This window comes from Streptomyces cyaneofuscatus, assembly GCF_033109485.1.
Classification (GTDB): Bacteria; Actinomycetota; Actinomycetes; order Streptomycetales; family Streptomycetaceae; genus Streptomyces; species Streptomyces cyaneofuscatus.
This window is the reverse complement of sequence record NZ_CP137002.1, coordinates 1,577,253-1,592,033: the sequence shown is the minus strand read 5'-3', so window position 1 is coordinate 1,592,033 and position 14,781 is coordinate 1,577,253. Positions and strand designations below refer to the sequence as shown.

The following is a 14,781-nucleotide window of genomic DNA, read 5'->3' as shown; positions in this document are numbered from 1 at the left end:
GCAGGATCAGCGGCCCGACCGACGGTACGCAGAAATGATCTGTCAGTCAATCATCTTCAGGGAGATTGAAAGGGTGCCGACTGTGTGAGTGCCGCCCTTTCGGGAGGGCTCGGAGAGGGTGGGGGAGGGTGCCATCGAGGGCACCTGTACGTTTAGCTTAGGCTTGCCTAACTCTCACTCGCTCGTCCAACCATGAGGAACACCCATGCTCGGCTTCACCCGCGTGCGTCGTCACACCCTTGCCGCTTCGGCCACCGCCGTCGCCCTCGCTGTCGTCCTGGCCGGCTGCTCCTCGGACGGTGACAGCGGCAAGGACTCGGCCAAGGACGCGGGGAAGAGCGGCGGCGCCTTCCCCGTCTCGATCAAGAGCTCGCTCGGCACCGCGAAGATCGACGAGAAGCCGGAGCGCATCGTCACCCTCGGCCAGGGCTCCGCCGAGACCGCGATAGCCCTCGGCCAGACCCCGGTCGGCATCGAGAGCTACCCGTGGGGCAGCGACAAGTCCGGCTACCTCCCGTGGATCAACGAGGCCGTGAAGAAGTCCGGCGACAAGCTCCCCAAGCAGTTCGCGGGCGGCGAGGAGATCGACTTCGAGGCCATCACCGAGCTGGAGCCGGACGTCATCCTCGCCCCCTGGTCGGGCATCACGCAGAAGCAGTACGACGTCCTCAAGGACATCGCCCCCACGGTCGCCTATCCGGACCAGGCGTGGAGCACCGACTGGGACCAGCAGATCGACATCATCGGCAAGGCGCTCGGCCGGACGAAGGACACCGACGGCCTCAAGACGAAGATCGAGAAGCAGCTCGCCGACGCCGCGGCCACCCGGCCGAACTACAAGGACGTCACCTTCTCCTACATCTACAACTCCGGCCCCGGCACCCTCGGCGTCTTCAAGCCCGAGGAGCAGCGCGTCAAGATGGTCTCCTCGCTCGGCCTGAAGGTCGACCCGGTCGTCAACGGCTTCAAGGAGACCCCCGGCACCGACTCGGCCCTCATCGGCCTGGAGAACGCCGAGAAGCTGAAGGACAGCGACGTGGTCTTCACGTTCTACACGGACGCGAAGAACCGCAAGGAGATCGAGGGCCAGAAGCTGTACGGCGCGATCCCCGCGATCAAGAAGGGCGCCGTCGTCGCGAGCAACGACAACTCCTTCGTCACCGCCTCCTCGATCATCAACCCGCTGACCGTGCCGTGGACGATCGAGCGCTACCTGCCGATCATCGACGAGGCCGTCAAGAAGGCCGGCAAGTAACCCCGGCCGGGTATCCGAACCGCCGAGGCCACCAGGCACACTTCACTCCCATGGCAACCACCACGGTCGCACCGCCGAGCGGCTCCGGTACCTCCCGTACCGGAGCCGCTCGGCCGGCGTTCCTCCTGCTCATGACGGTCGCGGCGGTCGCCGCGCTGGCAGCCGCGCTCTGCGCGAGCGTCATGCTCGGCAGCCGCTCCACCTCGTTCGGCGATGTCCTCGGCGTGCTCGGCGGTACCGCCGGCGACAACGTCACCGCCATCATCGAGAGCCGCTACCCGCGCACCGCCCTCGGCGTCCTCGCCGGACTCTGCCTCGCGGTCGCGGGCACCCTCATGCAGGGCGTCTCGCGCAACCCGCTGGCCGAACCGGGCCTCCTCGGCATCAACGCGGGCGCCTCCGCGAGCATCGTCGCCGCCACTGCCTGGTTCGGTGCCTCCGGAGCCACCGACACCATGTGGTGGGCGCTGCCGGGTGCGCTGGTCGCCGGGGTGCTCGTCCATGTCATCGGCTCCGCCGGTACGGGCACGAGCGTGGTGCGCCTGGTGCTGGCCGGGGCCGTGCTCACCGCCGTACTGATGGCGTTCATCCAGGCGGTGACCCTCAGCAAGCCGCAGGTGTTCGACAGCTATCGCTACTGGGTCGTCGGGGCCCTCGGCGGCCGGGACTTCGACGTGTTCTGGTCCGTCCTGCCCTTCGCCGCCGTCGGCTTCCTCCTCGCGCTCGCCCTCGGCCCCGGCCTCAACGCCCTGGCCCTCGGCGACGCGACCGCCGTCTCCCTCGGCTCCAACCCGGCCCGCACCCGGGGCAGCGGGCTCCTCGCCGCCACCCTCCTCAGCGCCGCCGCGACCGCCGCCGTCGGCCCGATCGCCTTCGTCGGCCTCGCCGTGCCCCACGTCGTACGGGCCCTGGTCGGCGTCGACTTCCGGGTCCAGCTCCTCTTCTCCGCGCTGCTGGGGCCGAGCCTCCTGCTCCTCGCGGATGTGGTGGGCCGGACCGTCATGCGGCCCACCGAACTCATGGTCGGCGTCGTCACCGCCTTCATCGGCGCACCCGCGCTGCTCATCGCCGTACGCAGGATGCGGGGCACCACATGACCGTCACCGAACCCCCTCGCGCGCCCGTCAAGGCCCCCCGCGGCTACCTGGTCGTCGGCCGCACCGTGGCGGTACCGATGCGCCGCGCCTCCCTCCTCGCGGGCGCCGGGCTCTTCTTCCTCCTTCTCGCCGCCGCCGTGGCCACCCTCACCTGGGGGCGCCTCGGCCTCGACCTGGCCGACCTGCCCGCCGCCCTCCTCGGGGACGCCGAGGGCAAGGACCGCTTCGTCTTCAACCGGCTGCGCGGCCCCCGCCTCACCGTCGCCATCGGGGTCGGCGCCGCGCTCGGCCTCTCCGGCGCGCTCTTCCAGTCCGTCACCCGCAACCCGCTCGGCAGCCCCGACGTCATCGGCCTCTCCGCCGGGGCGGGCGCGGGCGCCGCGATCTGCGCGCTGATGTTCCCCGACACCGTGCCCGTCGCCGTCGGCGCGCTCCTCGGCGCGGTCCTCGCGATGGCCCTCGTGTACGTCTCCACCGGCACCGGCTTCCGCAACCCCGCCCGGCTCGTCATCGCCGGTATCGGGGTCGCCGCCATGGGCGCCGCCGTCACCCAGTACGTCGTGTACGCCCTGGAACGCGACAAGGCCTCCGTTCTCACCGCCTACGTCAACGGCAGCCTCACCGCCCGCTCCTGGACCGACGCCACCACCGTCTGGCTGGTCCTGCTCGCCGCCGCCCCGCTGACCGCGCTGATCTCCCGGCGGCTCGACATCGGGGAGATGGGCGACGACATCGCCGAAGGGCTCGGCTCCGAGCCGAGGAAGGCCAAGACCCTCGCCGTGGTCCTCGCCATCGCCCTCTCGGCGGCCGCCGTCAGCGTCTCGGGACCCATCGCCTTCATCGCCCTGACGGCCCCGCAGATCGCCAAGCGGATCAGCCGCGGCTCCGGCCCCCACCTGCTGCTCTCGGGCCTCACCGGCGGCCTGCTGCTGGTGGCCGCCGACCTCTGCGCCCAGCAACTGCCACTCTTCGAGGACCTGCCGGTCGGGATCTACACCATGGCGATCGGCGGCGCCTACCTCGGCTATCTGCTCGTACGGGAGTGGCGCCGGGGAGTCCTCTAGCGGCTCGCGGCCCTCAACTCCGCGAACAGCTCGCCCACCGTCGCCTCGCTCGGGATGTGGTCCGGCGCGCTCTGTTCCGTCAGCCGGGCCGCCGGGAACAGCGCGGCGGTCGCCTCCGCCGCCGGGAACGGCACCTCCTGGTCCGCCGGTGCGTGCCACAGCCGTACGGGCTGCGCCACCTCGCCGGGGACGAACCCCCACGGGCGGGTCTGGAGCCGCACCTCCCGGGCCGGCCCCCGCCAGCCGTGGGCGGCCAGCCGGGGCAGCGCGGCCAGGGTCGAGGGCGAGGCCGCGAACACCTCCGCCATCCGCTCCGCCGCCCCGGCGAACCGGGCCACCACCTCCGCCTCGGGGGCCTCGCGGTAGAACGTCCAGACCGGCTCGGCCTCTTCGGGGTAGCGGCCGCGGACGGCGACATCGGGGACGTACGGCAGCCCGCTGAGGACCCAGACCCGCCGCACCCGCTCCGGCAGACCGGCCGCCAGGGCGTACGCGTACGGCGCGCCCGCCGAGATGCCCAGCACGTCGAACCCGCCCACCCCGCACGCCTCCAGCACCGGCAGCAGCCGCGCGGTCCAGTCGCCCACGGCGGCCATCGGGACCGGGTCGGAGAAGCCGTACCCGGGGCGGTCCACCGCGATCAGCCGCACGCCCGCACCTCCCGCCAAGGTGTCCCAGACGGCGGGCAGACCCGCGTCGCCCAGCAGCCCGTGGTGCAGCACCACCGGCCGGCCGTGCGGGTCGCCGTACTCCGCGAGGCCGCGCGCGACGCCGTCGAAGGTCAGGACCGTGCGCTTCACGAACTCTCCCCGGGGGCCGGAGCGGTGATCCTGGTGGCCAGGCCGTCCAGGAAGACGGCCAGCTTGTCGTCGAACCAGCCGCGCCCGTGCCAGGTCTCCTCGGCGGCGAACTCGGCCTCGAACGGGTGGGACCCGGCCGACGCCGAGGCCCAGGCCCGCCGGTACTGCTCCCGGACGGTGACCGGGCCGCCCGCCGCGTCCGGCACCGTACGGTCCAGGCCCCGCATCGCCACCCACGAGGACAGCACCAGATCGCCGACGAAGTCCACGGCCACCGCCGCATCGCGGGTGGAGAGCCCCGCCCGTACGAGCGCCACGCCGTACCCGCCCAGCCTGTCGACCATCACGCGCGGCGCGGCCGGGGTGGTGAGCAGCACCTCCGCCAGCCCGGGGGACGCGTCGCAGGCCGCCCACACCGCGTCGGCGAACGCGGTGAGCAGCTCGCGCCAGGGCAGGTCTGCCGGGGGCCAGTCGGTGCGCGCCGCGGCCCGTTCGACCGCGGCGCGCACCAGATCGTCCCGACTGTCGACATAGCGATAGAGCGTCGAGTGGCTGACCCCCAGCCGGGCGGCGACCCCCGGCATGCTGAACACCGCGACCCCCTCGTCGAGCGCCGCGTCCGCCACCGCGTCCCGGGTCAGCGAAGGGGCCCGCCCGGGACGCCTGCCCGGCCTGCCGGGGGTCGGTTTCATGAGATGCCTGTCTTTATGAGGTGGCGGTTTTCACGAGGTTGCGGTTTTCACGATGAGCCGGCCGCGATCCGCCAGCCCAGCGCGCGATGGCGCTCGTTCCAGAAGCGGGCGTAGTGCCCTTCGAGGGCCATCAGCTCCTGATGGGTCCCCCGCTCCGCCACACGTCCTTCGTCCAGGACGACGATCTGATCGGCACCGGTCACGGTGGACAGCCTATGGGCGATCACCAGCAGCGTGCTCGTCTCCCGCAGGGCGTCCATCGACCGCTGGACGTACGCCTCGTTCTCCGGGTCCAGCGCGGCGGTCGCCTCGTCGAGCAGCACGATCGGCGCGCCCTTGAGCAGCGCCCGCGCGATCGAGACGCGCTGCCGCTCCCCGCCCGACAGCGAGGTCCCCGCCTCCCCGACCCGGGTCTCCCAGCCCTGGGGCAGCCGGGCCACGATCTCGTCGACCCCGGCGAGCCGGGCGGCCTCCAGCACCTCCTCCTCGTCCGCGTCCGGCCGGCCGACCGGATGTTGCCGATGAGGGTGTCGTCGAAGAGGTAGACGTCCTGGAAGACCAGGGAGAGCTGCTCCATCAGCGCGGCCGTGGACTGGTCGCGTACGTCGACCCCGCCGACCCGGACCGTCCCCGCGTCCACGTCGAAGAACCGGGCGATGAGCCGGGTCAGCGTGGTCTTTCCCGAGCCGGACGCCCCCACCAGGGCCGTCACCGTACGCGGGGCGACCGTGAACGAGACGTCCTCCAGGACCACATCACCGGAACGGTCGCCGCGGCCCGGGTAGCCGAAGCGGACCCCGTCCACCTCCACCGCCCCCGGGACCACCACCGGAGCCGAACGCTCCGGCTCCGGCAGCGGCGGCTCCTCCAGCACCGCCCGCACCCGGCCCATGTCGTTGCGGGCCGCCCGCACCACCGCCGCGAAGTCCCCGACCTCCGCCAGCGGCCCCGCGAAACGGGCCACCAGCGCCAGCAGCGCCACCAGTTCGACCGGGTCCACCGCCCCGTCCAGCGCCAGCGACGCCCCGACCCCGATCAGCGCCGAGAAGCACACCTGCACCGCGAAGCCGCCGAGCAGCATCCCCGGGACCGACATCCACACCTGCTTACGGGAAGCCGCCCGTTGCTCCTCCAGCGCGGCCTCCAGCGGCGCGTAGCCGTCCGTGGTCCGGCCGAAGGCGCGCAGCACCGGCTGGTTGCGGGCGAACTCCAGCACCCGGCCGGAGGCCTCGACCCCGGCCGCGTCGTTCAGCTCGTCCATCCGGTTCAGCAGCCGTACGGAGAGCCGCGCGGCGAACAGGATCAGCGGCGAGCAGACCAGGGTGGCGAGCCCGAGCCGCCAGTCCAGGAAGAGCATCACCACGACCACCGTGGCCGGGGTCAGCACCCCGGTGACCAGCGGTTGCAGCAGATGCGCGCAGCTCCCCGCGATCGACAGCACCGACTTGGTGCCCATCCGGGTCAGCCGCCCCACCGTCGTCCCGTCGAACCACCCCAGCGGCAGGGCCGCCACATGGTCGCCCAGGCGGTGGTGGAGCGTGGTGAGGATGACGAGCGCCACCTTGAAGCCGAGCATGGCCTGCACGTAGTGCAGGCCCAGCGTGACGAGCACGGCCCCCGCCAGCCACCCGGTCCAGCGGGCCGCGCCGCCGGTGTCGCCGGTCAGCAGGTCGCTGAGGACCGGCACCAGAAGGGCGACGGAGAGCCCCTGGGCCACCGCGTAGGCGAAGAGGGCGACGAGATAGCGGAAGAGGACAGCGCGGTGCGCGCTCCCCAGGACGGCGGTGAGGTCGCGGATCATACGACTGCCCTTTCGTGCGAGGCCCACATCCGGGCGTAGAGACCGTCCTCGGCGAGGAGTTCGGGGTGGCGGCCGCGCGCGACGATCCGGCCCTCGCTCAGTACGGCGATCTGGTCGGCCTCGACGATCGTCGGGAGCCGGTGCGCGATCACGAGGACGGTCCGGCCCCGGACCAGCCGGGCGATGGCGTCCTGGATGGCGGCCTCGGACTCGGGGTCGGCGAAGGCCGTCGCCTCGTCCAGGACGAGGACCGGGGCGTCGGCGAGCAGGGCGCGCGCGATGGAGACCCGCTGCGCCTCACCGCCCGAGAGGACGGCCTCCTCGCCCACGACGGAGTCGTAACCGCGGGGCAGTGCCTCGATCCGCCGGTCGATCTGCGCGGCGCGTGCGGCCTCGCGGACCTCCTCCTCGCTCGCGTCCGGCCGGGCGAGGCGGATGTTGTCGCGGACGCTCGTGCGCAGCAGTTGCACGTCCTGGAGGACGAAGCCGATGTGCCGGTAGAGCCGCTCGGACGCGATCTCGCGCACATCGGCGCCCCCGATGGTGATCCGCCCGCCGGTCACATCGTGGAACCGGGTGACCAGCGAGGCCAGCGTCGACTTCCCGGAGCCGGAGGGCCCGACCAGCGCGGTGACCGTCCCCGGGGTGAGGCGCAGGCTCACCCCCTTGAGGACGTCGGTGCTCCCGTCGTAGCTGAACGACACGTCCTCCAGCACCACGTCATGCCCCTCGGGCGCCCGGGGGTGCACCGCCTCGGGCAGGACGGGCGTCTCCAGGACGGCGGCGATGCGCTGCGCCGCCGCCGTGGCCTCACGCCGGGCCTGTGCCCCGAAGCCGAGCGTCACCAGCACGCTGGGGATGACGAGCGCGACCATGGAGGCGGTGAGTACGTCGACGGGGGAGACCCAGCCGGCGTGGACGAACCACACCCCGCCCGCCAGGTTCACCAGCAGCACCACCGGCGGCGAGACCGCCATCGAGGAGAACGCCTCCAGCTTCAGCATCGGCCGCACCCACCCGCTGTAGTGCTCGCCGAACCGCGTCGCCGCCTCCCGGTAGCCCGCGTGCGCCTCGCCCGCCCGGCCGAAGGTCTTCACGACCCCGATACCGGTGACGAACTCGACGATGGCCTTGTTGATCGCGGCGATCCCCGCATCGAGGCGGCCCATCTGCGGACCGAAGTCCTTCATCATGTACGCGTACGCCCCCGCGTAGAGCGGCAGCGTGGCCAGCGCCAGCAGGGCAAGCCGCCAGTCCAGCCAGAAGAGGTAGCCGAGCCCCACGACCGGCACGGTGACCGCCGCCGTGGTCTCGACCGCGCTGTGGGCGACCAGGTAGTGCAGGTCGTGCACGTCGTTCTGGGCCGCCTTGCGGACGGTGGCCGAGGAGTTGGCGGTGAACCAGCCGAGCGGGGCGCGGCCCAGCCGCTCCACGATGCGGCGGCGCAGCGACGCCTGGAGCGCCACGTCGGCGAAGTGGGTCACCGCGAGCGCGACCCCGCCGAACAGCGCCCGTACGGAGAGCCCGAACACCGCGATCAGCACGGCCCGGCGCACATCGCCCTCGTCGGTGGGGCCGGGGGCGAGGAGGGCCTTGGCCAGCTCGGCGATGGCGATGTACGGGACGACGGTGGCCGCCGCACCGACGATCTGGAGCCCCATGGCGAGGCGGGTACGGGCCCGGACCGGCGCGAGCATCGCGGCGAGCGCGGCCCGTCCGGCGCGCGCCCGGGCCTTCACCTCTTCCGCGTCCGCTTGCTTTTCCTCGTGCTCCATCCCCACGCGCCTCCTCTGGGCAGGCCTCGGCACAGCCCGTAACAGACAGGCTGTCTTGATTAGGTGAGCCTACCCTTAGTTTTGATTCTCCGGGCAGAGCTTCTCCCTCCGGAGAAAGGGAGTTCACCGGTGAGGTGGAGGACCGGCGGAGGCGAAGAGGTCCGGAACGGGGCGCCGGAGACGGTGACGACTGGTCACGTACAGGTTCGTCGACCATACTGCCCGCCGTGGAGCAGAGCATAGATTCGAACAAGAAGCCCGAGTTCGCCGCAGGCACCGACCCGGCGTTCATCCCTCTCCCCGGCCTGGCGGCACCTGCCGCGCCCCGGAAGACCGAACCGGAATCGGAGGCCGCACCGGAGACGGACCCGGAGACCGACGCGGAGCTCGACGAAGCGCCCGAAGCGGCTGCGGAGGCTCCCGGGGCCGAGGCCGACGCGGTGGCCGATGCCGTGGCCGACGCGGAAGGCGAAGCGGAAGGGGCCGAGGAAGGTCCGGTCTTCGAGATCAGCGACCGGCGCGGCTCGATCCGGGTGGCCCGGGAAGGCGTCCGGTTCACGCTGGACGACCAGGAGGCCGACTTCGACTGGTCCGAGATCGGCGCGGTGGAGATGAACCCGGCCCGCTTCGGCCGCCGGTTCACCGTGACCGTGCACCTGTCGAGCCGGCGCTGGTTCAACGCCGAGGTCGAGGCGGAGAGCCGGGCGCAGCTCAAGGAGTGGCCGGCCGAGCTGGACGCAGTCCTGGACGCCTACTTCGAGGAGTCCTGAGCGGCCGGCCACGCCCCTGGACACCGCCGAGCGGCACTCCCGGCGCCACGGCGCCCGGGGGCGCCCGGCGCTGTCCAGGGGCGGGCGGTGCTGTCCAGGGGCGGGCGGCGCCGGAGGGTGATGCCGTACGGGCCAGAGCCGGGGCAGGGGCCGGGGCCTCAGCCGCAGCCGTCCGTCACTCGCTGCGCCGGGACTCCTTGCGGCCGCCCCGGACACGCTTCACGATCCACCAGGCCACCGCCAGCACGCCCACCCCGAGCACGATCTTGGAAACGAGCCCGACGTACGTCCCGACCACGTCCCAGCTGTCGCCGAGCCAGTAACCCGCCAGCACCAGCACGGAGTTCCACACCAGGCTGCCCGCCGTCGTCAGCCCGATGAACACCGGCAGCGGCATGCGCTCCACACCCGCGGGCACCGAGATCAGGCTCCGGAAGACCGGCACCATGCGGCCCAGCAGAACCGCCTTGGTGCCGTGCCGCGCGAACCACTCCTCCGTACGCACCAGGTCCGAGGGCTTGACCAGCGGCAGCTTGGCCCAGAGAGCGTGCATCCGCTCCCGGCCGAAGACGGCTCCGAGCCCGTACAGCGCCACCGCGCCGACGACCGAGCCGAGCGTCGTCCAGAACAGCGCGGAGGCCAGGCTGAGCACGCCCTGCGACGCTGCGAACCCGGTCAGCGGGAGGATGATCTCGCTCGGCAGCGGCGGGAACAGGTTCTCCAGGGCGATGGCCAGGCCGGCGCCCGGCCCGCCGAACGTCTCGACCAGTCCGGTGGCCCAGCCCGCGATGCCGCCCTTCGGCTCCTCGGCAGCGACTGACAGTGCGAGGTGCATGAAGGCTCTCCGGCGTGGGGGTGTCGGGTGCGCGGAGGGGCATCGGCCGCCTCCTGCCACCCATCCTCCCTCACGCCCGGTCCGGGCCCGTCGACCGGGTGCGGCTTGCGGCGGGCCGGGAACCGGGTGGGCGCCGGGCTCCTGTGCGAGGCTTGCGGCGGTCCGGCCACCGGCGACCGCGTTCCCGGGAAGCGCGGAGCCCGGCACCGGACGGTGAAGGAGACGCACGTGGCGAGGGACGCCCGGTGGGACGCGCTGCTGGAACTGGTCGGCAAGCACGGCAGGGTGGAGGTCGAGGAGGCGGCGGCCGAGCTCGCCGTATCGGCCGCGACCATCCGCCGCGACCTGGACCAGCTGGCCGAACAGCACCTGCTCACCCGCACCCGGGGCGGAGCGGTCGCGCACGGCGTCTCGTACGAGCTGGCGCTCCGCTACAAGACCGGCCGCCACGCCCCCGAGAAGCAGGCCATCGGCCGCGCGGTTTCCGGCCTGGTCGCCGTCGGCGAGGTGGTCGGCCTGACCGGCGGTACGACGGTGACCGAGGTGGCCCGCGCGCTCGCCGTCCGCCCCGACATCGTCGGCGAGACCACGGTGGCGGGCGGGCAGCCGACGCTCACCGTCGTGACCAACGCGCTGAACATCGCGAGCGAGCTGGCGATCCGGCCGCAGATCAAGATGGTCGTCACGGGCGGCGTGGCCCGGCCGCAGTCGTACGAACTGACCGGCCCGCTGGCCGTCGGCGTGATGAACGAGATCACGCTCGACGTCGCCGTCCTCGGGGTGAACGCCATCGACATCGAACGCGGCGCCTACGTCCACCACGAGGGCGAGGCCAGCGTCAACCGGCTCCTGGCCGAGCGGGCGCAGCGGGTGGTGGTCGCCGCCGACTCCTCGAAGATCGGCAAACGGGCCTTCGCCCGGGTCTGCGACCTCGGTCTGGTCGATGTGCTGGTCACCGACGGGCACATCACGGCGGAGGCGAAGGACCGGTTCGGCGAGGCGGGCGTCCAGGTCATCACGGTGTAAGGGCTCGGGTGCGGCGGGAGAGCTCCGTGTGAGGGACTCGATCAGGCCCTTCGCCGTGTCGTTGGTACGCCGAACGGGTGAGGGACGAGAGGATTGCCCGATGAACAGTGAGCGCAGCCGGCGCGAATTCGACCGGCTTGACGACGGGGTGGCCCTGTGAGCAGGTACGACAGGTACGACAGATATGACGCCACCGACGAACAGTGGGAGGGGCTCGCCCAGGTCGTACCCCTGCGCGGCCGCGACGAGTGGCCGTCCCGGATCGACCACCGCACGGTTCCGGACGAGCGGGCGGCCGAACAGCGCCGCCTGGTCGTGCTGCGGGTGCAGGTCTTCGCGGACGCCCGCGAGGTCGCGGAGTACCTGGTCGCCCAGGTTCCGGTGCTGCTCGACCTGACGGCGGCGGAGACGGATGTGGCCAAGCGCATCCTGGACTTCAGCAGCGGCGTGGTCTTCGGGCTCGGCAGCGGTATGCACCGCGTCGACCGGAACGTCTTCCTGCTGGCTCCGGAGGGCATGGAGGTCGAAGGGGTCACTCCGGCGGGGCTCGCCCAGTCGTAGTCCCCATCTCCTCACCCCTTCTCGTCGGCTTCGCCGCCGGACGCCTCGTCAGGGGCGTCCGGGGCGGCGTTGTCCGGTACAGAGGTATCCGAGGGCGGCGGTGTCCGAGGGCGGTGGTAGACCTGGGGCCGTGACAGAACTCGATGTGGCAGAACTCCAGCGTCGGCTGGCCGCGTTCGCGGCGGCACGGGACTGGGGGCAGTACCACACCCCGAAGAACCTGGCCTCCGCCCTCAGCGTCGAGGCCTCCGAACTGGTCGAGATCTTCCAGTGGCTGACGCCCGAACAGTCCGCCCGGATCATGGACAAGCCCGAAGCGGCCCACCGCGTGGCCGACGAGGTCGCCGACGTCCTCGCCTATCTCCTCCAGTTCTGCGAGGTGCTGGGCATCGATCCGCTGCAGGCGCTGGCGGCCAAGCTGGACCGGAACGAGAAGCGCTTCCCCGTCCCGAGCCCTCCGGAACCCCAGGATCGTCACTCTTCGGAGTGATCGAGTTATCCACAATCGATTTTGTGTCCAGAGATTTCCGATTTCCTCTGGCCTTACGGTGCCATCTACCTCACTGTGGGTAATGGAAGAGGTGAGCGGGTTTTCGTGATGACGGGGGAAACACATGGAAGCGGAGCGACTCATCGAGACGGGTCGGCGGGCGCTGGCCGAGAGCCGGGGCGCGCCGGACGTGATGGCGGAGGCCTGGCAGGCCCAGGCCCTCGCGCGGACGGTCGGCAGCCGGCTGGCCCTGTTCGGCCCGATGGAGTTACGGGGCGAGGCGCGGGCCCTCGGTGAGATCGGCGGCGGGTGCGTGGCGCCGGACCACCCGGCCGTCCTCTCCCGGGGCACACGGGCGGCGCAGCTCTCCCAGATCGCCGATGTGCGGGCGGCCCTGACGGGTCTGGCGCTGCTCCTCGGCGAGGCCGGGATCGCGCTGGTCTCGGTGGCCTGCGACACGGGGGAGGACGGGCTCTACTGGCAGTGCATCGAGGCCATGGACGCCGCCGACGAGTCGCTGGACCGGGTGCACGGGCTGCTGAGACGGCTGGCCGAGCGGGAGCGGGAGCGCGACGGCCCCTACGGCGGGATACGGGGCCCGGCCCCGTCGGCGGCGGGGCCCTGAGGAAGAGGCGCCGCCGAAGGGGCAGGATGGGAGCATGGATCTTCGAATCTTCACCGAGCCCCAGCAAGGGGCCGACTACGACACCCTGCTCACCGTCGCCAAGGCCACCGAGGACCTCGGCTTCGACGCCTTCTACCGCTCGGACCACTACCTCCGCATGGGCTCCGGCGACGGCCTGCCCGGCCCGACCGACGCCTGGATCACGCTGGCCGGCCTCGCCCGCGAGACCAAGCGGATCCGGCTCGGCACGCTGATGACGGCGGGCACGTTCCGGCTGCCCGGTGTGCTCGCCATCCAGGTGGCCCAGGTCGACCAGATGTCCGGCGGCCGGGTCGAACTGGGCCTGGGCGCGGGCTGGTTCGAGGAGGAGCACAAGGCCTACGGCATCCCGTTCCCGAAGGAGAAGTTCGGCCGGCTGGAGGAGCAGCTGGCGATCGTCACCGGTCTGTGGGCGACGGAGGTCGGCAAGACCTTCAGCTACGACGGCACCTATTACCAGCTCACCGACTCACCCGCCCTGCCGAAGCCGGCCCAGGCCAAGGTGCCCGTCCTGATCGGCGGCCACGGCGCGACCCGCACCCCGCGCCTCGCCGCGCAGTACGCGGACGAGTTCAACATCCCCTTCGCCTCGCTGGAGGACAGCGAGAAGCAGTTCGGCCGGGTCCGGGCCGCGGCGAAGGCGTTCGGGCGCGACCCGGACGACCTGGTGTACTCCAACGCCCTGGTCGTCTGCACCGGCAAGGACGACGCGGAGGTGGCCCGGCGCGCGGCGGCCATCGGCCGGGACGTGGAGGAGCTGAAGGCCAACGGGCTGGCCGGCTCGCCCGCCGAGGTGGTCGACAAGATCGGCCGGTACGCGGCGATCGGCTCGTCCCGGATCTACCTCCAGGCCCTCGACCTGGGCGACCTGGACCATCTGGAACTGATCTCCTCGCAGATCCAGTCCCAGCTGACCTGACCCGCTTACAGAAGACACGGAAGAGACGGACGAGGAGGAGATGGCCGTGAACTCCGGCCGTACGCTCGCCGCAGCGCTGGCGGAAGGGCCCGTCCTGCTGGACGGCGGCCTCTCCAACCAGCTGGAAGCACAGGGGTGCGACCTCTCCGACGCGCTCTGGTCGGCCCGGCTGCTGGCCGACGCGCCGGAGCAGGTCGAGGCGGCCCACCTGGCGTATCTGCGCGCCGGAGCGCAGGTGCTCATCACGGCCAGCTACCAGGCCACGTTCGAAGGGTTCGGGCGCCACGGGATCGGCCCGGAACGGACCGGTGCGCTCCTCGCCCGCAGTGTGGAGCTGGCCCGGCGGGCGGCCGGCGCGGCCCGCCGGGCCGACCCGGAGCGGGAGATCTGGGTCGCCGCCTCGGTCGGCCCGTACGGAGCGATGCTCGCCGACGGCAGCGAGTACCGGGGGCGGTACGGGCTCACCGTCCGGGAGCTGGAGCGCTTCCACCGCCCCCGGGTGGCGGCGCTCGCCGAGGCGGGGCCCGACGTGCTGGCACTGGAGACGGTGCCGGACATGGATGAGGCCGAGGCGGTGGTGCGGGTCGCCGAGGAGACCGGGCTGCCTCTCTGGCTCTCGTACAGCGTGGTGGGCGGGCGGACCCGGGCCGGGCAGCCGTTGGAGGAGGCCTTCGCGGTGGCCGCCGGGCGGGAGGCGGTGATGGCCGTCGGGGTCAACTGCTGCGACCCGGCCGAGGCGGAGGAGGCGGTGCGGGTGGCGGTGGAGGTCACGGGCAAGCCGGCCGTGGTCTACCCGAACAGCGGGGAGGGCTGGGACGCGGAAGGGAGGGGATGGACCGGGACGAGCACCTTCGACCCGGGGCGGGTGCGGGCCTGGACGGGGGCCGGGGCGCGGCTCGTCGGCGGCTGCTGCCGGGTGGGGCCGGACCGGATCAAGGAGCTGGCGGGGCTGCTGGAGCGCTGAGCCGGGGAGCCGGCGGCGGGAGCTGAAAATGCCTGGTGGGGGAGGGGAGACGAGGACCATACTCAGAC

14 protein-coding genes and 1 pseudogene are annotated in these 14,781 nt (G+C 72.3%); 10 read left to right on the top strand and 5 right to left on the bottom strand.

Annotation, left to right across the window (positions count from 1 at the left end):
• The first annotated feature begins 205 nt into the window (after positions 1–205).
• The 3 genes from R2B67_RS06630 to R2B67_RS06620 are packed head-to-tail and all read left to right on the top strand — an operon-like array spanning position 206 to position 3,416.
• Positions 206–1,255, top strand: coding sequence for an iron-siderophore ABC transporter substrate-binding protein (locus tag R2B67_RS06630; protein WP_018514387.1), 1,050 nt, complete (start codon positions 206–208; stop codon positions 1,253–1,255).
• Between the two features lie 50 nt (positions 1,256–1,305).
• Positions 1,306–2,352: a FecCD family ABC transporter permease gene (locus R2B67_RS06625; protein ID WP_317816863.1), complete on the top strand. Its 1,047-nt coding sequence runs from the start codon at positions 1,306–1,308 to the stop codon at positions 2,350–2,352.
• Positions 2,349–3,416, top strand: coding sequence for a FecCD family ABC transporter permease (locus R2B67_RS06620; RefSeq protein ID WP_317816862.1), 1,068 nt, complete (start codon positions 2,349–2,351; stop codon positions 3,414–3,416). Before R2B67_RS06625 ends, R2B67_RS06620 begins: the two co-directional genes overlap by 4 nt.
• Here the strand turns inward: R2B67_RS06620 and R2B67_RS06615 are convergent.
• The 4 genes and pseudogenes from R2B67_RS06615 to R2B67_RS06600 all read right to left on the bottom strand — a co-directional run bounded on the left by R2B67_RS06615 (position 3,413) and on the right by R2B67_RS06600 (position 8,484).
• Positions 3,413–4,216 carry an alpha/beta fold hydrolase gene (locus R2B67_RS06615; RefSeq protein WP_317816861.1) on the bottom strand — a complete coding sequence of 268 codons (804 nt, stop codon included), beginning with the start codon at positions 4,214–4,216 and terminating at the stop codon, positions 3,413–3,415. The genes R2B67_RS06620 and R2B67_RS06615 overlap by 4 nt on opposite strands.
• Entirely contained in the window at positions 4,213–4,908 is a 696-nt protein-coding gene (locus tag R2B67_RS06610; protein WP_317816860.1) for a TetR/AcrR family transcriptional regulator, read from the bottom strand. The genes R2B67_RS06615 and R2B67_RS06610 overlap by 4 nt, the downstream gene beginning before the upstream one ends.
• 47 nt (positions 4,909–4,955) lie before the next feature.
• Positions 4,956–6,709 (bottom strand): annotated as a pseudogene (locus R2B67_RS06605) (ABC transporter ATP-binding protein).
• Positions 6,706–8,484 (bottom strand): ABC transporter ATP-binding protein, encoded by a 1,779-nt coding sequence (locus R2B67_RS06600; protein ID WP_317816858.1) that lies wholly within the window; start codon positions 8,482–8,484, stop codon positions 6,706–6,708. The pseudogene R2B67_RS06605 and the gene R2B67_RS06600 overlap by 4 nt, the downstream one beginning before the upstream one ends.
• A 227-nt stretch (positions 8,485–8,711) precedes the next feature.
• Between R2B67_RS06600 and R2B67_RS06595 the strand changes: the two genes are divergently transcribed.
• Positions 8,712–9,254 (top strand): hypothetical protein, encoded by a 543-nt coding sequence (locus tag R2B67_RS06595; RefSeq protein WP_317816857.1) that lies wholly within the window; start codon positions 8,712–8,714, stop codon positions 9,252–9,254.
• Positions 9,255–9,429: 175 nt separating this feature from the next.
• Here R2B67_RS06595 and R2B67_RS06590 read toward each other — a convergent pair whose 3' ends face one another.
• Positions 9,430–10,089: a DedA family protein gene (locus tag R2B67_RS06590; protein ID WP_317816856.1), complete on the bottom strand. Its 660-nt coding sequence runs from the start codon at positions 10,087–10,089 to the stop codon at positions 9,430–9,432.
• Between the two features lie 228 nt (positions 10,090–10,317).
• Between R2B67_RS06590 and R2B67_RS06585 the strand changes: the two genes are divergently transcribed.
• The 6 genes from R2B67_RS06585 to mmuM all read left to right on the top strand — a co-directional run bounded on the left by R2B67_RS06585 (position 10,318) and on the right by mmuM (position 14,713).
• Positions 10,318–11,115 (top strand): DeoR/GlpR family DNA-binding transcription regulator, encoded by a 798-nt coding sequence (locus tag R2B67_RS06585; RefSeq protein ID WP_030572631.1) that lies wholly within the window; start codon positions 10,318–10,320, stop codon positions 11,113–11,115.
• Positions 11,116–11,271: 156 nt separating this feature from the next.
• Positions 11,272–11,676 (top strand): cell division protein SepF, encoded by a 405-nt coding sequence (locus R2B67_RS06580; protein WP_015612061.1) that lies wholly within the window; start codon positions 11,272–11,274, stop codon positions 11,674–11,676.
• A gap of 130 nt (positions 11,677–11,806) precedes the next feature.
• The gene (locus R2B67_RS06575; RefSeq protein WP_317816855.1) at positions 11,807–12,166 is read left to right on the top strand and encodes a nucleotide pyrophosphohydrolase; all 360 of its coding nucleotides are present in this window, start codon (positions 11,807–11,809) and stop codon (positions 12,164–12,166) included.
• A 124-nt stretch (positions 12,167–12,290) separates the two neighbouring features.
• On the top strand, positions 12,291–12,791 hold the full coding sequence (locus R2B67_RS06570) for a DUF6099 family protein (protein ID WP_317816854.1): 501 nt from the start codon (positions 12,291–12,293) through the stop codon (positions 12,789–12,791).
• A gap of 34 nt (positions 12,792–12,825) precedes the next feature.
• Positions 12,826–13,749: an LLM class F420-dependent oxidoreductase gene (locus tag R2B67_RS06565; protein WP_018514399.1), complete on the top strand. Its 924-nt coding sequence runs from the start codon at positions 12,826–12,828 to the stop codon at positions 13,747–13,749.
• A gap of 40 nt (positions 13,750–13,789) precedes the next feature.
• A complete protein-coding gene (mmuM, locus tag R2B67_RS06560; RefSeq protein WP_317816853.1) occupies positions 13,790–14,713 on the top strand; it encodes a homocysteine S-methyltransferase in 924 nt (307 codons plus the stop codon).
• Positions 14,714–14,781: the final 68 nt, after the last annotated feature.